Consider the following 16,854-nt stretch of genomic DNA (forward strand, 5'->3'; position numbering starts at 1 on the left):
TATGCCTCTATTTCACCTGCGCTTGCTCCAACAGCCAATGCGCAAAGGCCTGGATGGGAGCGCGGCTTAGCTCAAGGGGTTCGGGTAACACGAGGCAAAACGTCTTGGCGATGTTCTTCTCCTGGGGCCATGGCGCAACCAGCCGGCCTTGCGCCAACTCTGCTTCCACGTACAGGCGCGGTACGAGTGCCACGCCGAGTCCCGCCAGTGCGGCCTCGATCAACATCGCGTGCAAATCGTAGCGCGCGCCCATCGCTGGGTTGCTCAGGACAATCCCGGTTTCCTGGGCATAGCGCTGCCACGCATCCGGGTTCTGTCGTCGGTGTAATCGCGGCAGTGAATCCAGAGCCGTTGCCTGCTCACCGGGATTCAGGAGAGCAGGGTGACAAACCGGAATTAATACTTCGTTCAACAGGCGATGCGTGTGCATGCCTGTCCAGGCTGGATGCTCAAAATGGATGGCGGCATCAAAGCCACTCCCGGCAAGTACGAATGGCTCCATGCGTTCCGACAGGTGCACGCAGATATTCGGGTGTTGCGCGCAAAAGCCAGACAGCCTGGGAATTAGCCAGCGCAGGGCAAACGTTGGGCTGACGGCGATATCAAGGCTTGCGCCGTCGCTGGGCTGTCCCATCAGGTACTGGCTGTCCCTGTCGAGTCGGTCGAGGAGTTCGCGCACTTGGGCAGCGTAGCGCTCACCATTAGGTAAGAGCCGTACGCGGTTGCCAACGCGCTCGAATAGGGTGACGCCGAGAAAGGCTTCCAGGCGGCCTATCTGCCGACTGATGGCGCCTTCGGTCAGGGCCAACTCGTTTGCGGCACGGGCAAAACTGCCATGGCGGGCTGCTGTTTCAAAGGCTATCAAGGCAGCGTTACTCGGGAGCTTTCGACGCATGGGCTTTCCTGGTTCAAGTCAAAGCACCGACCTTGATGTTTAGTCACTGATGGGTGCCGAAAAGTCGTTTTATGGCTGATTGGCGTGCCGCTAGCATGATGAAACATCAATAAGTGAAGTGCCATGATGATTTACACAGTCGAATGCAACTACGCCGATCCCGCCAGCGAAGCCGAGTGGAATGCGTTTTACAGCCTGGAAAAACTGCCCGCGTTGATCTCGGTGAGTGGTTTTAGCTCCTCACAGCGATTCAAAGCCTTGAGCGGCGATTGTCCGGCCTACTTGGCCCTGCATTCAGTCGACACGCTGGCCGTATTGCAGAGCGATGAGTACCGCCAAAAAGGGGGCGGCAACTTTTCCCGTTGGCAGTCGCACATCACTGATTGGAGACGCAACCTCTACGCCGGCCTGGACCGGGCAGTTGCCGTGGGCGCGGACGAATTCCTGTTGGTCAGTGAACAAGGCCCTCAAGTATTGATTGAGTCAGGCCTTACACCTATAGCGCTACACGCCGTTGCTTTGGACAGTGCCCCTGCACACCGCTGGCTGGCCAAACTGGATTGCGCTCAGGCCAGGGCCATCGATCTGCCGGGACTGAATGTCTATCGTGCAATGACTGCGCAGTTACAGTCATGAGTCACGTAGACCTACCTCGTGGGAGACTCCCCAGCCAGCAAATTGGCGATTATTCAATCACAGCCATCAGCGACGGCTACCTGGGTGCTAGCCTGGATTTTCTAGCCAACATCACACCTACGGAAGCGGCCCGGCTTCAGTTAGCCGCCGGGATCAGCAATCCTGCCTCAATCCATATCAATTGTTATCTGGTGCGTGGGCGTGGTCGCACGATTCTGATCGACGCCGGGGCCGGAGGCTTCAAACAATGGGGCGGCGAGTTACTGGCCAATCTTGCAGTGGCTGGCGTGAAGCCCGGCGAAATAGACACGATTCTGCTGACCCACGCGCACCCCGACCACATCGGTGGCTTGTTGAACGCAGTGGGAGAGATGGCGTTCGTCAATGCTGAGTTGGTTGTGCACGAGCGAGAGCTAATGTTCTGGGAGGACGATGGCCATCTTGGCCAGGCCAGTGAACGCGCCCGTGGTAACTTCCTGTTTGCACGAAGGGTGTTCGAGCGGTACCGGAAAAACCTGCGCCCGTTCACCGTCAATGATGTATTGCCAGGCATCAGCGCGATGCCGTTGCCTGGGCATACCGTCGGGCACTGCGGATACTGCTTCGAGTCCGGGGTGGGCAACCTGCTGGTGTGGGGCGATATCGTTCACTTTCCTCAGATTCAGATTGCCCGCCCCGATGTCACGATTGCATTCGACCAGGACCCGCTGCTATCGGCGGCCACGCGAACGAGAGTGCTGGATGTTGCCAGTTCAGACAACTTGATGGTTGCTGGCATGCACTTGGGCTCGCTTGGCTTTGCTCATATCAAGCGCTGCGGTAACCGCTACGTCATTGCTTACGAAACGTGAGCCAATCCTGCTTCATTTACGATGCTCGTTAAAGACAATGATTAGGAAAGACATGAACTTCATCGACGAATTGGTAGCCGCCTTCCCGGCAAGGAATCCGGTACCTCCGGTATTGCGACAGACCATGGAGTTTCTGGAAGCACTCGGCTGCGTCCGTCACTATAGGACCGGGGGCCGCTACATGACCTTGCATCCCGAACCTGAATACAACAACAGCGCTATCACCGCCTTTCACGTTCCGGACTCCGCCGATACTGCTCGATGGACGGCCTGCGAAGATCCCAGAGTAAACGAGCGGCTCTCAATATTCCTCAGGACGGGGGGCGATGGATCGTGGGCAGGGTTGTGGCTGGACGACCACGATCAGCAGCGAATCGTCCATCTTGGCTCGGGCTCGGGATCAGACATGCTCTGCGTCTTGACCAATGGTACGGAAGACCTGATTCGCTTACTGGCTATCGGTTACAACGAGCACTGCTGGCCAGAGGAGTTTACGAGAACGCCCGCCGAGCTGCGGGAGCAGCAATACACAGATGATGACTACCCAGCACCACCCAAGGCATTGCGTGACTACGTGGAACACACGCTTGGCCTCAGCGTCCCAGCACGCGCATCAGATCTCATCCCAAGCACAACAAGCATGGACGCGCATGAATCCAGTGACCCTTTCTGGAACTGGCTCAAACAGGTAAGAAAAGATTGAAACGTCCCGTCCCCTCAGTGAATCAGGGGGCAGACCACACTTACATACACTTAAAAATCGTGGTGTGACCCCAATTTTTATCCTCCGGAAACGCTTTCGGCCAAAGGCATTGACGATAGAAACTTTATCGCGAGGTGCCTAATCTAGGCTTCGAAGTCACGACAGGGAAAAGGATATGGCGGGAGGGAACATCATTTGCGGTACGTTCCAAAGTGCCGACAAATCGGGATCAGCCTTGGAGGCAGTGTTAGATGCACTCCCATTGCAGGCTTACGAACTGGTCGAGAATGTTAAACAGCAACTCGATACAGCAGACTTTGTCCTCATAGATGTCGAACAAGCGAAAAGCTTGCTTCCATTTTTACGGGGCTACCAAGCGCAACTGATCGCTGAGATCGGGCACGATGATTGGGCTCGGCCAACGCAGGAGGAAGAGTTTCTGCTTGAAACAGTCGCTGCCAAGTGGGGATCGGGTAAGGGATGGAGACTTTACTGCGTGCGAGATCTCGTAGGTGCTTGTGAAAATGCGTTGGTAGAGATGGAATCTGTTTGCATAGCGTTCAGTTAACTGCATCCAGCCCGTTTTCACACAACCTGGACCCAAGGCGTACAGGTGGTGAGGTACATCTGAACTTCGGTATCGATTGGGCAGAGGTGGCCACGAGGATAAGAAATCGTCAGGCGCTTTAACAACTGACGAGTTCAAGTGCGCGGGTCCAGCGTCGATGAAGAGCGGCTGGTCCCGCGTGACTCGGAGATCAACGCTTTATGGCATCACACTCGTTACGCAAGTTGCTGTCTTTAATGTTGCCGCAGCTTTGGCCATTGGTTTTGGCCTCGCAATAAGCGCGTTGATCGCTATCACGGATGTTGCCGCAGCTTTGACCGTTCATTTCCGCCGAGCAACTGGCCCGAAGGTCGTTGTCGCGAATATTGCCGCAGCTTTGGCCATTGGTTTTGGCCTCGCAATAAGCGCGTAGATCGCTGTCACGGATGTTGCCGCAGCTTTGACCGTTCATTTCCGCCGAGCAACTGGCCCGAAGGTCGTTGTCGCGAATATTGCCGCAGCTTTGGCCATTGGTTCTGGCTTCGCAATAAGCGCGTTGATCGCTGTCATTGATGTTGCCGCAACCAGCATGGGCGTAGGTACTCAACATCAATAACATCGCAATGATAGCTCTCATCACTCTCTCCATAAGGTGTCAGGAAATAGCCTGACGCTGACTGATCCAAGATGATCTTGTTGTTGTAACGAGCTATCAAATTGACATCATTTTTTGGGAAGGTTCCATGGAGGATGTGACTATCGGGCATACAGTTTTTATGTTTCGGCGGCACCTGAATCGCCCCTGACTTCGTAGGCATTCGGCGTGACTGCTTTTGGCCGATTCTGTTGAAAAAGTCGGCGGCAGTTTTTGAGGCATCAAAGTACGCGTCGGAGTTTGAAATCTTGAATGTCCGCAGAGCTTTCAGGCTGAGATTTCACGTAGAAACGTGCTGAAGAGGCGCTTTCACGGGCCCATCCTGCTGTGTTCTGAAAAAGCCGACTTTTTCAACAGAATCGGCCGATGACTGCCTGTCGCCACCGGCAGCTCTGGGTCGACTCCCACCCATACATAGTGAACGTCAGAGTTCGGTCAAGGTGGTTCCGCGAGCTATGCCAGCATATGAAGCATGTCCATGAACATCGGACCTGAGAGATCACGTATCTCTCCGTCGTCAGCAACCAAGCAACCTACAGCGCCAGCGAATGACTCTTGGTCATGCGCTGGGATGTCCAGGCTGCAAATGATCCTGTAGCGGAACAGCCAGCCGCAGGCGACGCGACCGCACAGTTCTACCGTTTGATGATAACCATCAACGGACATGGGCCGGGCACCGTGGGCCTGCGCAAGGTTATATGCTGCACTGCCGGTAGATTCGCGTTGGGAAGATTCGTTGTTCATACGCACTGGAAATGGCTGAAGTAGCAGTCGATTATCTACTCGTATGGTTTGAATGTCTGGGCACCCGCTCTCTATTACGGCCCTTGCGACAGGCAGAGATCGGCCAAACGCTGCCGCTCACCAGAGATAAATTTTGAACGTCCCAACGCCTGGAATGAGTCCCTCGTAGCCGCAAAACAAAGCCTGTTAACATGCATCTCAACGCGTCGCACATTGACCTATCCGAAGAAAATCTTTAAGCGCCGCCTGATAGAGCGTCAATGGCTGATTGTCCGTATTGAATAGTGCAAACGGAATCATCGTGAGATGTGAAAACGACGTGGCGTTTATCGAGTAGGTTTTCTGCCTGCAAAAGCGCTGATCCTTATTCAATATAAAATTGAACTTGAAAAGGTTTGTCCGCGTACACCAACTGGGGATCAAACCCAGACTCAGGCCCGCCAAGTAATCTTGTCCGCAAGCGCCGCCAGATGAGAACTCCGAGATCTTTATTTCTAATTCCGGCAGGGTCGGGGCGGCAAGGCTGGTGCCCGTATCCTGTGCATCGGGAATAACTTTGAGTGTCGCTGAGTATGCGTCCTTGCCGAAGCGACTGTCTTTCCATGGGGAGTTTATTGCGTAACTGAAGCTGGAGATGATTTCTTGTGTTTCGGGTTCAGCGGGTTCGTTGATTGTCGGCTGGGACGAATAAGATGTGCAGCCGGAACAGAGTATCGCAGTGCTGAAAAACACAAACCCATTGGCTATTAAGCGACGCATACTCAGTTTTCCCTAACTATCAATTAGCCGACATTCCTGTCACTTAATGCCGTATAGCATCTTATCTATACGCCGGATTGCTGAATCAGCATAACAGGGTAGACTGTACGCGCGACACTTCGGGAGAGAGAGGGCCGCCGCCATGCTTTCTTTGCCCCAATCCAATGCGAACCCGCGAACTTTGAAAGCAAACGCCTGCCCAAACCCCGCCATCACCAAGGTTGCGCCACTAACAGGGAGAAAATAATGAAGCAGGACGCCAGCAAGCGCTCATCAATTCATACCGGCTTGGGCACTGTCATCGCACGCCTGGGGCTGTTGCTCATCGTGCCGTTGGCTGTCGGCGGCTGCACCTTCAAGAAAACCGATGTCCAGAACCCGGCCGAGATGGCCAAGTACGACCCCGCCAGTACGGCGCGCATCCGCCTGATCAGCGGGCAAGGGGCATACGCAGGTTTCGTATCCGGCCAAAGTTGCGAACAGTATTTCAACGACACTTACAGAAAAGCGCTGGCCGCCCGCGAGCGGCCGCAAGGATGGAATCCTTCGCGTATCGAGCCCAGCGGTCAGAGCATGGATATCTTCGGCATGTGGCCTTCCGACTACCAGAACAATGTCATCGGCATGCCGGCCTCCCCGGTCAGCGCGAAGATCGATGAGACGCGCAGGTACTTCGATGAACGTGTGGTCCCGGCCGGGCAGCCGCTGATCGTGTTTGTGGCGTTCGTCACATCCGGGTCCAGTTGCTCATCAGCACCCGTCAGTTTCGTGCCACGCGCAGGCGCCGACTATGAAGTCCGGCAGGCATTCCAGTCGCAAACATTCCAGACAACGTGCCGCAATGAGGTGGTTGAGTTGAAAGCCGGCGAGGAAAAACCGATGTCCCCGAATTACTGCATCCAGGACTCGTCGGGCGATTATCACACCCGCAGCGTTACCCCTGTCAGCCAGGCTGGGCAATAAGCCGACCGGGCCTGGTATAGGATGGCCGCTGTTTGTGCAGCCACTTTCACGCTGGCCCTTTTGCGCTGAAAAAAGGGCGTTATCAGCCAGCCTAGCTACGCCGAAGCGACGACTGGCGTTGGAGGGCTCCTAGAGAGGGACCTTGGAGAATGAGACAAGGGAGCCCCCCAGCCCCATCAACAAACTCCGAAAATAGCCCATAGCTAGCCTGTCTCGAATGTCTGCTCCTGGCCGATTTTTGCCTGTCGCGACCGGCTGAAAAAGACCCAAAGCTGACGGTCGGCTTGGCTTAGGTTCAGATTGAGCAAGCCGGTCTCTCACCCAACCGCTCTACCAACCTTACGAGATAACCATCGGGATCCTGGACGATGAATTCGCGCTGACCTACTTCTATTTTGTCAGCCCGATACCAGGTGTCTTTGCATTCTCGATAGAGTGGAAATCCAGCCTGAACAAGTTTTTGGATGATGGGTGCGACAGCCTCAACATCAATCTGTAGGTTGATGCCTCTTCCAAACGGTTTGGTCAATGGCGCAGTCAGCCATTGACCCGCGTCCGGATCAATCTGCTCAAGCATTACTTGAGCACCATTCAAATCAAGGTACGCAAATCCGTCATCCGAACGTTGATAAGCTACTTTGAACCCCAGAAGAGAAACCCAAAAAGCCAGGCTGCTATCCAGGTTGGTGACCATTAACTCCGGAACCAGTTTGTTACGTTCGAACATGAGATGACTTCCATTTCAAAATGCTTGTTTTTGTGAGCGGGCAGGTTCTGCACCTACGGCTTCGCTGCCAGGGCGGGATCGTGGTGAGCATGATGATGCACGCTTGGGTGGGAGTTATCGAGTCGCTTTGAGTGGCAGCTTCTGGCCGTTTTCTGCCCGTCGCTACGTGCAGAAAACCACCCGTTAAAGGTAACGGCGATACGAGAAGAAATTGAGGCGGATGAGCTGTATCAAACCATCGGAAATGTCGCGGTAAAGGTGGTGCCACTCTCTGGCGTTGAATTCACCGATACGACACCGTTATGCGCCCTGACGATCTCTCGAACGATAAAGAGTCCAAGCCCCACGCTGCGCGAATCGGTGCCGGTCTTTGCACCCCGAATCATTGGCTCAAACAAAACGTCCATCAACGAGTCGGGAATAACCGGCCCCTGGTTTTTTACCGATACAACGGCGTGATCCTGTTCAACGCGTGAAGTGATCGTGATCGAATGTTGTAAATCACCATAAGCCACGCTGTTAGCCACCAGATTGCCAATGATTTGCTGCACCCGGTCCGCATCCAGCCAGGCGTTGCCTGTCCCCACAGTCTGATGCACCAACGTGGCTTCGGGGAATGTCATACGCAATTCATCGACGCTGGCGCCAACGAAGGCGTGCAAATCCACGGTTGAAGGGCTAAGCGTGATGCCTTGCCCAACCCTGGCCAATGCCAGGTCCAGCAGGTCGGCAATCATGCGTTCGGCACGGTTTACCGACTGGCTGATGTGGCCCAGCATTTTGCTTTCTCGAGTGGTGCGTTCTTCTCGGGCAAGGATGCCAGAGGCCATTTTGATAGCCGTCAGCGGATTTTTCAGATCGTGACTGACGATGGCCACCATTTGTTCGGCGAACGAGGCGCGAAGCTGTGCTTCTTCGTAGGCGCTTTTAAGCTCGGCTTGGGCCTGCCTGAGGGCCGATTCGGCGGCGGTTTTTTCGCGCAGCAGGTCTTCGGCGACTTTTCGTGCGTTGAGCAACTCGCGCTCGTACTTGTCGCGATCTTTGGTGCCAAAGAGCGCCAGCTCATAAAACGCACAGCTGGCGTGCTCGCGTCGGACGCCGTTGAGCAACATGGTCACGATGTGTTTGTCATGGTGAACCAGATCGAGTTTTACTTCGGCGACGGATCCTTGCATCTGCATCAGCGGCGACCAATGCGTTTGATGGAAGATGCGCCCGCCCATGGTCAGCAGGTCCTGAAAACGCCGCCCGATGAGTGCCTGGGCGTCCAGGCCGATCGAATGGCTAAACGTCTGGTTGCTGCGAAGAATCGTGCCGTCTTCCTTCGTTACCACCAACCCGCAGGGGGCTTCATCGAACAGCATCTGATTATCGGGTAGCAACGGCTGGTCAGTTGACATGTTCGCGTATCCAGGGTGACAGGAAGTTCTCCATAGCTTCGGAGCATGCACTGGGCGCGCTCATGTGTGGGCAATGGCCGACGTTGGCCACCAGGCAGAGCGTACTGTTGGGCAGCACAGCGTGCAGGTAGTCACCCACGGCGAGGGGGGCGATCAGGTCGTCGGTGGATTGCAGGATCAGCGTGGGTGTCGCCAGCCCGACGATGTCCTGGCGGTTGTCGGACATGAACGTCACTCGTGCAAATTGCTTGGCGATATCGGGCTCGGTGCGGCAAAAACTGTTCGTCAGCTCTTCGCTCAGTGCCGGTTGCCCTGGTGTGCCCATGATCACCGGGGCCATGGTGCTGGACCAGCCAAGGTAGTTGCTGTCGAGTATGTCGAGCAGCGAGTGGATGTCCTCCAGCTTGAAACCACCGACATAGTCGTCGGTGTCGATATAGCAGGGTGAAGGGCCGATCATTATATGGGCAGCAATGCTTCCGGGCGCTTGGCGGTCAGCCAGGGTACCGATCATGCTGCTGACGGAATGGCCGACAACGATCACCGGCCCACGGGCGTAATGGTCGATGATTTCATTCAGGTCCCGGGCGTACCCGGCCAGTGAGTTGTACTTTTCCCGATCATAGGCTTCGAGGTCCGACTCACCCGCTCCGACGAGGTCATACAGGACAACTGTAAAGCGATCGGTGAAACCTTCGGCGAGATAACGCCACATGGACTGATCGCATCCGAAACCATGGGAAAAGATCAGCGTTGAAGGACCATCGCCCATTACTTTTACGTTGTTGCGATGTTGAAGGTCCATGCGTGCTGCCCCGGTCGCGCCAAAGGTTTTGATGTCTGCGGCAGTGTAGATAGTCGAAGGGATCGCGTCACGCGGTATAGGTTTATGACTCCCTGAAGAAGTCGCACTTGGTTCGGGCAAACATTTTAATTCTGGCGTCGAGATGCTGAAGACGAATGTCCGCTGATGCTATTGAAAAAGTCGTACTCGCTTAGCCAAGGTGACCGCCTGCATCAATGAATAGCTTGCGGAGTTTTTTTCGAGCCGCCTCTGAAAGACGCTGTGAATAGCGTTGAAACTCTTCTTCGGCTGTGTCGGGCTTGCCGTTCATGGCCAATACAAACGCGTATGCAAGAGGATGTTGTATGTAGTTGTAGAAACCCAGGCCACCCGTCGACGGTAGTGGTCTAATGAAACCGGACACCCATTTAGGCGAAAATGCTCGCCAGATCGAGGTGTCAGATGACCAAACAACGCCGTTCCTTTTCTGCTGAGTTTCGGCGTTTGCGCAGTGACATCCGGGTAGCCCATCTAATTCATATCTGCAAGTTGGACTTGATCTCTACCATTTGATTTAGCACTGTACATCGCGGTATCGGCCCGCCGAATGAAGGAGTCAAACGATTCTAATGGAATCCATGTTGCAACACCGAAGCTACAAGTCACCTGTCCAATATCTTCAAACGGCACGGTACTTATCAGGGTGCGAAGCTTTTCTGCGAGCAGCCTTGTATCGTTCAGCTCAGTATCCGGGCAAATCAGAGCAAATTCTTCTCCGCCAGTTCTGCACAGCAGATCGGTTTTGCGCGTAGCTGAACATATTTGTGTGCATAACGACTTCAGAACGTTATCACCACACTGATGGCCCCAGCGGTCGTTAATTTGTTTGAAGTGATCGACGTCAAACGTGATCAGCGACAGAGGACGGTGTTGCGCGATAGCCTCGACGAGCAGGCGCTCCATCAACTCTTCGAAGTGTCGGCGGTTGTAGACACCGGTCAGGTGATCGGTAATGTTCAATAAATGCAAGTCGCGCGTGCGCTCATCAACCAGCGAGAGCGCACGGGCGCGCTGCGTAATCAGTAAGTACACCATCAAGGTCAATAGCAGCGTCAACCCCATTCCGAACACAAAAAACAGGCTAATAGACAGTGTGTAGCTGTTGGCGACTAGAAAGGTTGAGCTGGGTCTGAACTGGACTAAGTAATTTTGGTCGGCAACTTTCAGCAGCCGCTGCGCATAAAGCGCTGAAGGGGCAGCGGTGACCTCACTCTGATAGATGATTTCCCCTTGATGCTGCGGGTCGATTAATGAAAGCGTCACGTTCAGTCGTTGCAGACTTGGCAACGGAATCCCTTGTTCCATCAAAGAAGCCAGGCGTACGGTGGAGACCACGAAACCCTGCAAATCATCATCGTTCAACGGAACCTCAGAGGACTCCTGGAATACAGGTGCGACAAAGAAAATTCCCGCCTGTCCATTGGTCATTTTCAACGGTTCCGACACCACTATTTGACGTGTTTCTCGTGCCTTGCTCATCAAGGCCTGGCGCCCCGGACGACTCATGACGTCCATGCCAGGTATGATCGTTACGTCATCGCGCTTCAATAAATAGAGCAATATCCAGTGTTCCGGCCGACGGGTGAGGGGGACTCTTTCGCCGGTGACGGGATTGATTTCATGATATGAAAAGTCACTGGTGCCGTTGAGAAGCGCTTTAGCGCGAAACGCTTGGAGATCCTTCTCGAGAATCCGGGGTACCCAGCTATAGGCTTCGTCCTCTCCAACGAGAGGCGTAACGAACCCAATAAATTCCTTTTCAGTGACATCGTCGGCGTTGACAAAGAAGCGCCTCACCACGTCCAGTTTCAATTCCTGAGTATTAAAGCGTCGCTGCAGTCGACTGAATCTTTCGTCGATTTCAAGTTGAAAAGCGACGCTAACTGTACGCTGCTCTGATCCTAAGAACAGTATCAGCACCAAGAACGTAATGGCCACCCCAGCCAGGAGCACCATACCGCAAAGGGTCACGTCTGATGCTTTGAGTGCGTTTTGACGAATAGACATGTGTTGTGTTCCTTGCTCATCGCCAAAACAGTGTGCAGTGACCGAGAATCCTTTTGAAGTATCGGCGCGTCTGTCGATATCTTTACGACTCAAGCGCTAAAGAGGGGGCTTATATGAAAGATTCAAACCCGTTAACGGTTCAACTCTCGAGTTGTTAAAAATGGGCCTGCGAACAGTTGTAGACACGTTCGTCGACCTTTCGCAGTTTTCGGCCGGCGGGCATATTTTAGCTAGGCTCGCAGCGCCTAAGCGGGTCCACGCTGGCGAACGACACGCTTGAGCAACTGGCTTTTCTGTATCCTCCTCGACCGACTGCTTTTGGCCGATTCTGTTGAAAAAGTCGTACTCGCTTAGCCAAGGTGACCGCCTGCATCAATGAATAGCTTGCGGAGTTTTTTTTGAGCCGCCTCTGAAAGACGCTGTGAATAGCGTTGAAACTCTTCTTCGGCTGTGTCGGGCTTGCCGTTCATGGCCAATACAAACGCGTATGCAAGAGGATGTTGTATGTAGTTGTAGAAACCCAGGCCACCCGTCGACAAATGCTGCTTGACCCGCTCGAAAGCACCAGGCAGGTCGGCTATCGAACGAGCCTCGTTCCAAAACGATTCAGCTTTTGGAATGGCAGCCCGGAGGATATTGGGAGCGCTGGTTGCTATGACATCAAGTCCGTAGCTGTATGAGATATCAAACGCTCGATCTCGCACATCGAAAGTCAGATCAGGTCGTGCTGATTTTGACGTCCTGTGCCATTTGATTTCATTGCCGGAAAGATGGGGAACGAAGTCCAGTGACAGAGCCCATGACGGCGCCAGCGCGCCGCCTTTGCGCTGCTCAAGGCGAAAGAGTTGGCGAATGGGAGCATTGACGCTACGCAGCCAGGACAGCGGGCCCTGAACTTCGAACCCTAACGGCTGTAAAAGTGACTCTACGGTTGGCGAAACAATTTCGTGGATTTGATCTATTTGCACTATTTCGAACGTTTTTCCCTGCATCGTCGGCCCCATGCTCAAACGTAATTCCACTTCGACAACTTCGGTCGTTGGTTCGACCATCAGATAATGGATGGAGTCTTCTTCATCCACATTCGGGAATCAAGGCACACGAAACTTCTCTCGGCGAATTGCTTTTTACATCAGGCCGAGGTTGAACTGTCCTTTTGCAAAAGTAGCTCTCCTGATTGGTCTGAGACAAAATCTGCCCATCGGCCAGCGGGAGAGTACGCAGCATGATGGGAGAGTTATGGAGTGGGCAGGATAGGCTGTTTTATTCGTTCAATCGTGAAGACCACATGGCCAAACTTACATCTCAAGGGCCACCCGCCACAGGATAGGCGCGCCTGCCTCAAGCAAAAAACCTCAAATCAACCCACTGACAAAGCAGCAACGGGTTAAGCACCTTCAATAGACCGTCACTGTCGCTGAAACTCTTTCAGGCCCCGCGAACATATTCCAAGAGGAGCCAAGCCCCCAAGCGGAAGAAATGCTAGATGTGATTGAGCAAGTTGGTCATAGTATTTTCCGTTTAGGCCAAATCCACATCTTCCATTAGGGCTCTACAAGACAACATGTCTAGCATTGCGATCACCGATCTAACTGTGCCTTGGGACGTCGACAGCATTTCGCGCCCCGTCGTGGCCTTGAGTGCCACATCGGTAACAAAGGACTGGGAAAATGCGAGGCATCAGCACCGCAAGGCGCAGCTGATCTATTCCCTACGCGGCATCCTCAACTGCGAAATTGAAGACGGTGTCTGGATCGTGCCGCCGCAGTGCGCCATATGGATACCGGGAGACTTGCCTCACGCGGCGCGGGGGGCGGGTGAAACGGAATGCTATTGCCTGTTCGTTGAGCCAGACGCAGCACCGGACCTTCCGAAAACCTGTTGCACGATTTCGGTATCGCCATTGCTACGTGAGTTGCTACTGAAGGTGGCCGGTTTTCCTGAGTTATATGCGCAGGGGGGGCGAGAAGACCGGTTAATTGCCGCATTGCTCGATGAGTTGGTGGCGGCCCCCGTGGAAGACTTGCATCTGCCCATGCCGCGTGATTCCCGATTACGCCGCCTCGTGGAAATGATGCTGGCCGACCCCACGGACAAGACGTCGAAGGCCGACTGGGCTACTCGAATTGGTATGAGCGAGCGAAGCATGAGCCGTCTTTTGCTGCATGAAATTGGAATGAGCTTTGGGCGCTGGCGTCGGCAACTGCATGTGATCCTTGCGCTTCAACGTTTGACCAAGGGTGAAAGCGTGCAAACGGTGGCAATAGAGCTGGGGTACGAAAACGCCAGCGGGTTCGTAACCATGTTCCGCAAGGCCGTGGGCAAACCTCCGGCACGATACCTATCGGATCGCATCGGCGGCGCAGAGCTCGCTTCCGTGCCCGGCATCATGCTCCCCAATGAAATCTCTCCCTGATGCATCAGACTCTTGACTCGGGACCACCGGCCGCCTTCCGTCGCCGATGGTCCTTCCTTGCGGAGTTGCCGACATTTTGCAACGTCGTGGTGATGGTGAAAGCTAACTCCTCGTCGAGAACAAAACCCTCCTCGGATGCCAGCGACTGTAGGTGCTCACGCAACCCCCGGTCTTCAATGAAAACCATCCGCACGCCAAAATGAAATCACGCTTGGCCTAACTGAATAACAATCTGGCCTGGTTTCGCCATCACTCCCCTCTGTGCCTATTGTTAAATGAAACATCTAAATACAAATGAGTATTGTTGATGTTCATCATTGCAACTGTTGGGAAGTCCCGTTGGCCAATTGATAGGCGCGCAGAGCCCGCTGGCCATCCTCATCTGGATGGTTCGTACAAGGGCGCAATCAGGAGCGCGCCCCGCACCGTGCTGGGCTCGGCAGTTGCGGCGGCAGTTCTCATTAGCGCGCAGGGCGCATTTGCCGCCGAGCCACGGCAGATTCAAACCAGGGCAGGGGGGACGTCTCAAGACGAGATAGCCTTGCCGGCCATCACCATAACGGGCCCCATGGATACGGCGACCACCGAAGGTACTGGCTCCTACACCACGGGCCAGACGTCGGCGGCGACGCACCTGCCGCTGTCGCTGCGGGAAACACCGCAGTCGGTGACGGTGATCACCCGCCAGCGCATGGACGACCAGCAATTGAATTCGGTTCAGGGCGTGCTGGAGAACACCACGGGCGTCTCTTCATACCAGTCCGACAGCGAGCGGACGAGTTTCTACTCGCGTGGTTTCTTGATCAACAACGTCCAGTACGACGGCATACCCACCGTCCTCGGCAACATCGTCAATGGAAGCGGCATCGGTTCTATCGATACCTCGTTCTATGATCGTATCGAGGTAGTGCGGGGCGGCTCCGGATTGCTGACCGGCACCGGCAATCCCTCGGCCGCCATCAACCTGGTGCGCAAACGACCGACCCGTGAATTCTCGGCGTCCGCCTCGCTCGGAGCGGGGAGCTGGGATACCCACCGGGAAATGGCCGACGTATCGACTCCGTTGACCGAGGATGGCCGTATCCGCGCCCGCATGGTCGGGACGTCCCAGGAAGGAAACTCGTACCTCGATGGGTACAAGCCACAGAGGAAGGCGTTCTACGGCATCATCGAGGCAGATCTGACACCCGACACGACGGTGAGCCTGGGCTATGACTACCAGGACATCACGCCGAAGGGCTCGACCTGGGGTGGTTTACCGCTATGGTTCAGCGACGGCACGCAGGCGGAGTATTCACGCTCCAAAAACTACGCGCAGAACTGGAGCCATTGGGACAACACCCTTAAGACGGCGTTTGCCGAGATCGAGCACCGCTTTGACAACGGCTGGAATCTCCGGGCCGTCGCTAATCAATACCGCACGGAATTCGATGCCGAACTGCTCGGCCTGGTCGGCCGCCCCGATCGCGCCACGGGACTGGGCTCCTTTCCCAACGGGGCTCTTCCGGTGGCACTGGCGTCCGAAGGTCGCAGCCGTCAAAACACCTTCGACGTGATGGCGAGCGGCCCCTTCGAACTGCTTGGCCGCCAGCATGACCTGGTGGTGGGGGCGACGAGTTCGCGCCGCACCGCCAGCCAGGAGGATATCGCTCCGTTTTATCCAGGCTTTACGCCGGTCAATGTCTATGAACTGAGCCCAGCCTATCCCCGCCCCAACTTCGATGCCATGCCTTCGATACCGACCCGCACTCGAATCAAGCAGAGTGGTGTCTATAGCGCAGCCCGGTTCTCGCTGGCCGAGCCTCTGAAACTCATTGTCGGCGGCCGCTTCAGCAACTACGAAATCGACGATGTCGTCGGTGGCTCGTCGTTGCACTACAAGAAGAGCAGTGAATTCACCCCGTATGCCGGCTTGGTCTACGACATCGACAAGACCTATTCGGCCTACGTGAGCTACACGGGCATATTCAATCCGCAAACCGACTATCGCGACAGCAAGGGCAACGTGCTCACGCCGTCAAAGGGAAAAACCAAGGAAATCGGCCTTAAAGGCGCCTACATGGACGGGCGTCTGAATGCGTCGGTAGCCTTGTTCCATACCGAGCTGGATAACGCTGCACAGATGGTCGCAGGCACCTATACGCCAGGTGGTGCGCAAGCCTACATAGGCGCGGATGGGACGAAGTCGCGCGGGATCGAGCTGGACTTGCAGGGCGAGCTGGCGCGTGGTTGGAACATCTATGCAGGTATCGCCCATTTCACTGCGCAAGATGGCAATGGCGTCCGCTTGAATTCACAAATACCGCGCACCACGGCCCAGCTCTTCAGCACCTACCAATTGCCCGGAGGGTGGAGCAAGTTGACGCTAGGCGCAGGCGTCAAATGGCAAAGCCGCTTCTACCAGGCACCCAACACCGGCACCAGTTCGCTGGGCGGGGAACAGGGTTCATATGCCCTGGTATCACTTTTAGGGCGCTACGCCATCACGAAGAAGATCACCGCGGCAGTCAACGTCAACAACGTGTTCGATAAGAAGTACGCGTTGCAGAAGGGCGATTTTGACACCGTAGGTTACGGCGCACCGCGCAACTTGATGGTGACGCTGGACTATAGGTATTGATTTACCGCAGGCGAACGCTTCAGCCGTTAGAAATCCCCAGGCATACAACAGCCATTGATTATCGAGAAAGCTCCTATGTCCCTTCAA

The 16,854-nt window shown here is 54.9% G+C and carries 15 protein-coding genes; 7 read left to right on the top strand and 8 right to left on the bottom strand.

The annotated features are described in order from the left end of the window. Positions 1-7: 7 nt before the first annotated feature. Positions 8-895 (bottom strand): LysR substrate-binding domain-containing protein, encoded by an 888-nt coding sequence (locus tag QU606_RS16540; RefSeq protein WP_069076410.1) that lies wholly within the window; start codon positions 893-895, stop codon positions 8-10. A 126-nt stretch (positions 896-1,021) separates the two neighbouring features. Between QU606_RS16540 and QU606_RS16545 the strand changes: the two genes are divergently transcribed. The 4 genes from QU606_RS16545 (at position 1,022) to QU606_RS16560 (ending at position 3,653) form a co-directional block, all read left to right on the top strand. Continuing rightward, positions 1,022-1,531 carry a sugar ABC transporter gene (locus QU606_RS16545; RefSeq protein ID WP_370531120.1) on the top strand — a complete coding sequence of 170 codons (510 nt, stop codon included), beginning with the start codon at positions 1,022-1,024 and terminating at the stop codon, positions 1,529-1,531. Beyond that, positions 1,528-2,382: an MBL fold metallo-hydrolase gene (locus tag QU606_RS16550; protein WP_024074949.1), complete on the top strand. Its 855-nt coding sequence runs from the start codon at positions 1,528-1,530 to the stop codon at positions 2,380-2,382. The genes QU606_RS16545 and QU606_RS16550 overlap by 4 nt, the downstream gene beginning before the upstream one ends. A 52-nt stretch (positions 2,383-2,434) precedes the next feature. Next, the gene (locus tag QU606_RS16555; RefSeq protein ID WP_168233543.1) at positions 2,435-3,085 is read left to right on the top strand and encodes a hypothetical protein; all 651 of its coding nucleotides are present in this window, start codon (positions 2,435-2,437) and stop codon (positions 3,083-3,085) included. A 175-nt stretch (positions 3,086-3,260) separates the two neighbouring features. After that, positions 3,261-3,653: a hypothetical protein gene (locus QU606_RS16560; protein WP_168233542.1), complete on the top strand. Its 393-nt coding sequence runs from the start codon at positions 3,261-3,263 to the stop codon at positions 3,651-3,653. 190 nt (positions 3,654-3,843) lie between these two features. Here QU606_RS16560 and QU606_RS16565 read toward each other — a convergent pair whose 3' ends face one another. Next, positions 3,844-4,269, bottom strand: coding sequence for a hypothetical protein (locus QU606_RS16565; protein WP_277378279.1), 426 nt, complete (start codon positions 4,267-4,269; stop codon positions 3,844-3,846). A gap of 960 nt (positions 4,270-5,229) precedes the next feature. Beyond that, entirely contained in the window at positions 5,230-5,790 is a 561-nt protein-coding gene (locus QU606_RS16570) for a hypothetical protein (RefSeq protein ID WP_304997214.1), read from the bottom strand. A 246-nt stretch (positions 5,791-6,036) separates the two neighbouring features. Here QU606_RS16570 and QU606_RS16575 point away from each other — a divergent pair, with 246 nt between their 5' ends. Beyond that, on the top strand, positions 6,037-6,753 hold the full coding sequence (locus QU606_RS16575; protein ID WP_069076405.1) for a hypothetical protein: 717 nt from the start codon (positions 6,037-6,039) through the stop codon (positions 6,751-6,753). Between the two features lie 295 nt (positions 6,754-7,048). Here the strand turns inward: QU606_RS16575 and QU606_RS16580 are convergent, their stop codons facing one another. From QU606_RS16580 to QU606_RS16600, 5 genes are all read right to left on the bottom strand, one after another. Continuing rightward, complete coding sequence (locus QU606_RS16580; RefSeq protein WP_032885277.1) at positions 7,049-7,480, bottom strand: VOC family protein; 432 nt, start codon at positions 7,478-7,480, stop codon at positions 7,049-7,051. Between the two features lie 230 nt (positions 7,481-7,710). Further along, positions 7,711-8,880, bottom strand: a complete 1,170-nt coding sequence (locus QU606_RS16585) for a PAS domain-containing sensor histidine kinase (protein ID WP_304997215.1) — start codon at positions 8,878-8,880, stop codon at positions 7,711-7,713. After that, the gene (locus QU606_RS16590) at positions 8,870-9,685 is read right to left on the bottom strand and encodes an alpha/beta fold hydrolase (RefSeq protein WP_304997216.1); all 816 of its coding nucleotides are present in this window, start codon (positions 9,683-9,685) and stop codon (positions 8,870-8,872) included. The genes QU606_RS16585 and QU606_RS16590 overlap by 11 nt, the downstream gene beginning before the upstream one ends. Before the next feature lie 510 nt (positions 9,686-10,195). Then, positions 10,196-11,731: a diguanylate cyclase gene (locus tag QU606_RS16595; RefSeq protein WP_102624787.1), complete on the bottom strand. Its 1,536-nt coding sequence runs from the start codon at positions 11,729-11,731 to the stop codon at positions 10,196-10,198. Positions 11,732-12,081: 350 nt separating this feature from the next. Further along, positions 12,082-12,813, bottom strand: coding sequence for a hypothetical protein (locus QU606_RS16600; protein WP_304997217.1), 732 nt, complete (start codon positions 12,811-12,813; stop codon positions 12,082-12,084). 482 nt (positions 12,814-13,295) lie between these two features. Between QU606_RS16600 and QU606_RS16605 the strand changes: the two genes are divergently transcribed. Together QU606_RS16605 and QU606_RS16610 are read left to right on the top strand one after the other, a co-directional pair. Further along, a complete protein-coding gene (locus QU606_RS16605; RefSeq protein ID WP_024074962.1) occupies positions 13,296-14,147 on the top strand; it encodes a helix-turn-helix transcriptional regulator in 852 nt (283 codons plus the stop codon). Between the two features lie 307 nt (positions 14,148-14,454). Continuing rightward, positions 14,455-16,767 carry a TonB-dependent siderophore receptor gene (locus tag QU606_RS16610; protein ID WP_304997218.1) on the top strand — a complete coding sequence of 771 codons (2,313 nt, stop codon included), beginning with the start codon at positions 14,455-14,457 and terminating at the stop codon, positions 16,765-16,767. The last annotated feature ends 87 nt before the right edge of the window (positions 16,768-16,854 follow it).

The sequence above is a fragment of the Pseudomonas sp. OVF7 genome, assembly GCF_030644265.1.
Classification (GTDB): Bacteria; Pseudomonadota; Gammaproteobacteria; order Pseudomonadales; family Pseudomonadaceae; genus Aquipseudomonas; species Aquipseudomonas gorinensis.

What these genes read in the sequence shown, in the direction of transcription:
- QU606_RS16540 (WP_069076410.1), bottom strand. Translation starts at nt 895, where the DNA reads ATGCGTCGAAAGCTCCCGAGTAACGCTGCCTTGATAGCCTTTGAAACA.
- QU606_RS16545 (WP_370531120.1), top strand. Translation starts at nt 1,022, where the DNA reads ATGATTTACACAGTCGAATGCAACTACGCCGATCCCGCCAGCGAAGCC.
- QU606_RS16550 (WP_024074949.1), top strand. Translation starts at nt 1,528, where the DNA reads ATGAGTCACGTAGACCTACCTCGTGGGAGACTCCCCAGCCAGCAAATT.
- QU606_RS16555 (WP_168233543.1), top strand. Translation starts at nt 2,435, where the DNA reads ATGAACTTCATCGACGAATTGGTAGCCGCCTTCCCGGCAAGGAATCCG.
- QU606_RS16560 (WP_168233542.1), top strand. Translation starts at nt 3,261, where the DNA reads ATGGCGGGAGGGAACATCATTTGCGGTACGTTCCAAAGTGCCGACAAA.
- QU606_RS16565 (WP_277378279.1), bottom strand. Translation starts at nt 4,269, where the DNA reads ATGAGAGCTATCATTGCGATGTTATTGATGTTGAGTACCTACGCCCAT.
- QU606_RS16570 (WP_304997214.1), bottom strand. Translation starts at nt 5,790, where the DNA reads ATGCGTCGCTTAATAGCCAATGGGTTTGTGTTTTTCAGCACTGCGATA.
- QU606_RS16575 (WP_069076405.1), top strand. Translation starts at nt 6,037, where the DNA reads ATGAAGCAGGACGCCAGCAAGCGCTCATCAATTCATACCGGCTTGGGC.
- QU606_RS16580 (WP_032885277.1), bottom strand. Translation starts at nt 7,480, where the DNA reads ATGTTCGAACGTAACAAACTGGTTCCGGAGTTAATGGTCACCAACCTG.
- QU606_RS16585 (WP_304997215.1), bottom strand. Translation starts at nt 8,880, where the DNA reads ATGTCAACTGACCAGCCGTTGCTACCCGATAATCAGATGCTGTTCGAT.
- QU606_RS16590 (WP_304997216.1), bottom strand. Translation starts at nt 9,685, where the DNA reads ATGGACCTTCAACATCGCAACAACGTAAAAGTAATGGGCGATGGTCCT.
- QU606_RS16595 (WP_102624787.1), bottom strand. Translation starts at nt 11,731, where the DNA reads ATGTCTATTCGTCAAAACGCACTCAAAGCATCAGACGTGACCCTTTGC.
- QU606_RS16605 (WP_024074962.1), top strand. Translation starts at nt 13,296, where the DNA reads ATGTCTAGCATTGCGATCACCGATCTAACTGTGCCTTGGGACGTCGAC.
- QU606_RS16610 (WP_304997218.1), top strand. Translation starts at nt 14,455, where the DNA reads ATGTTCATCATTGCAACTGTTGGGAAGTCCCGTTGGCCAATTGATAGG.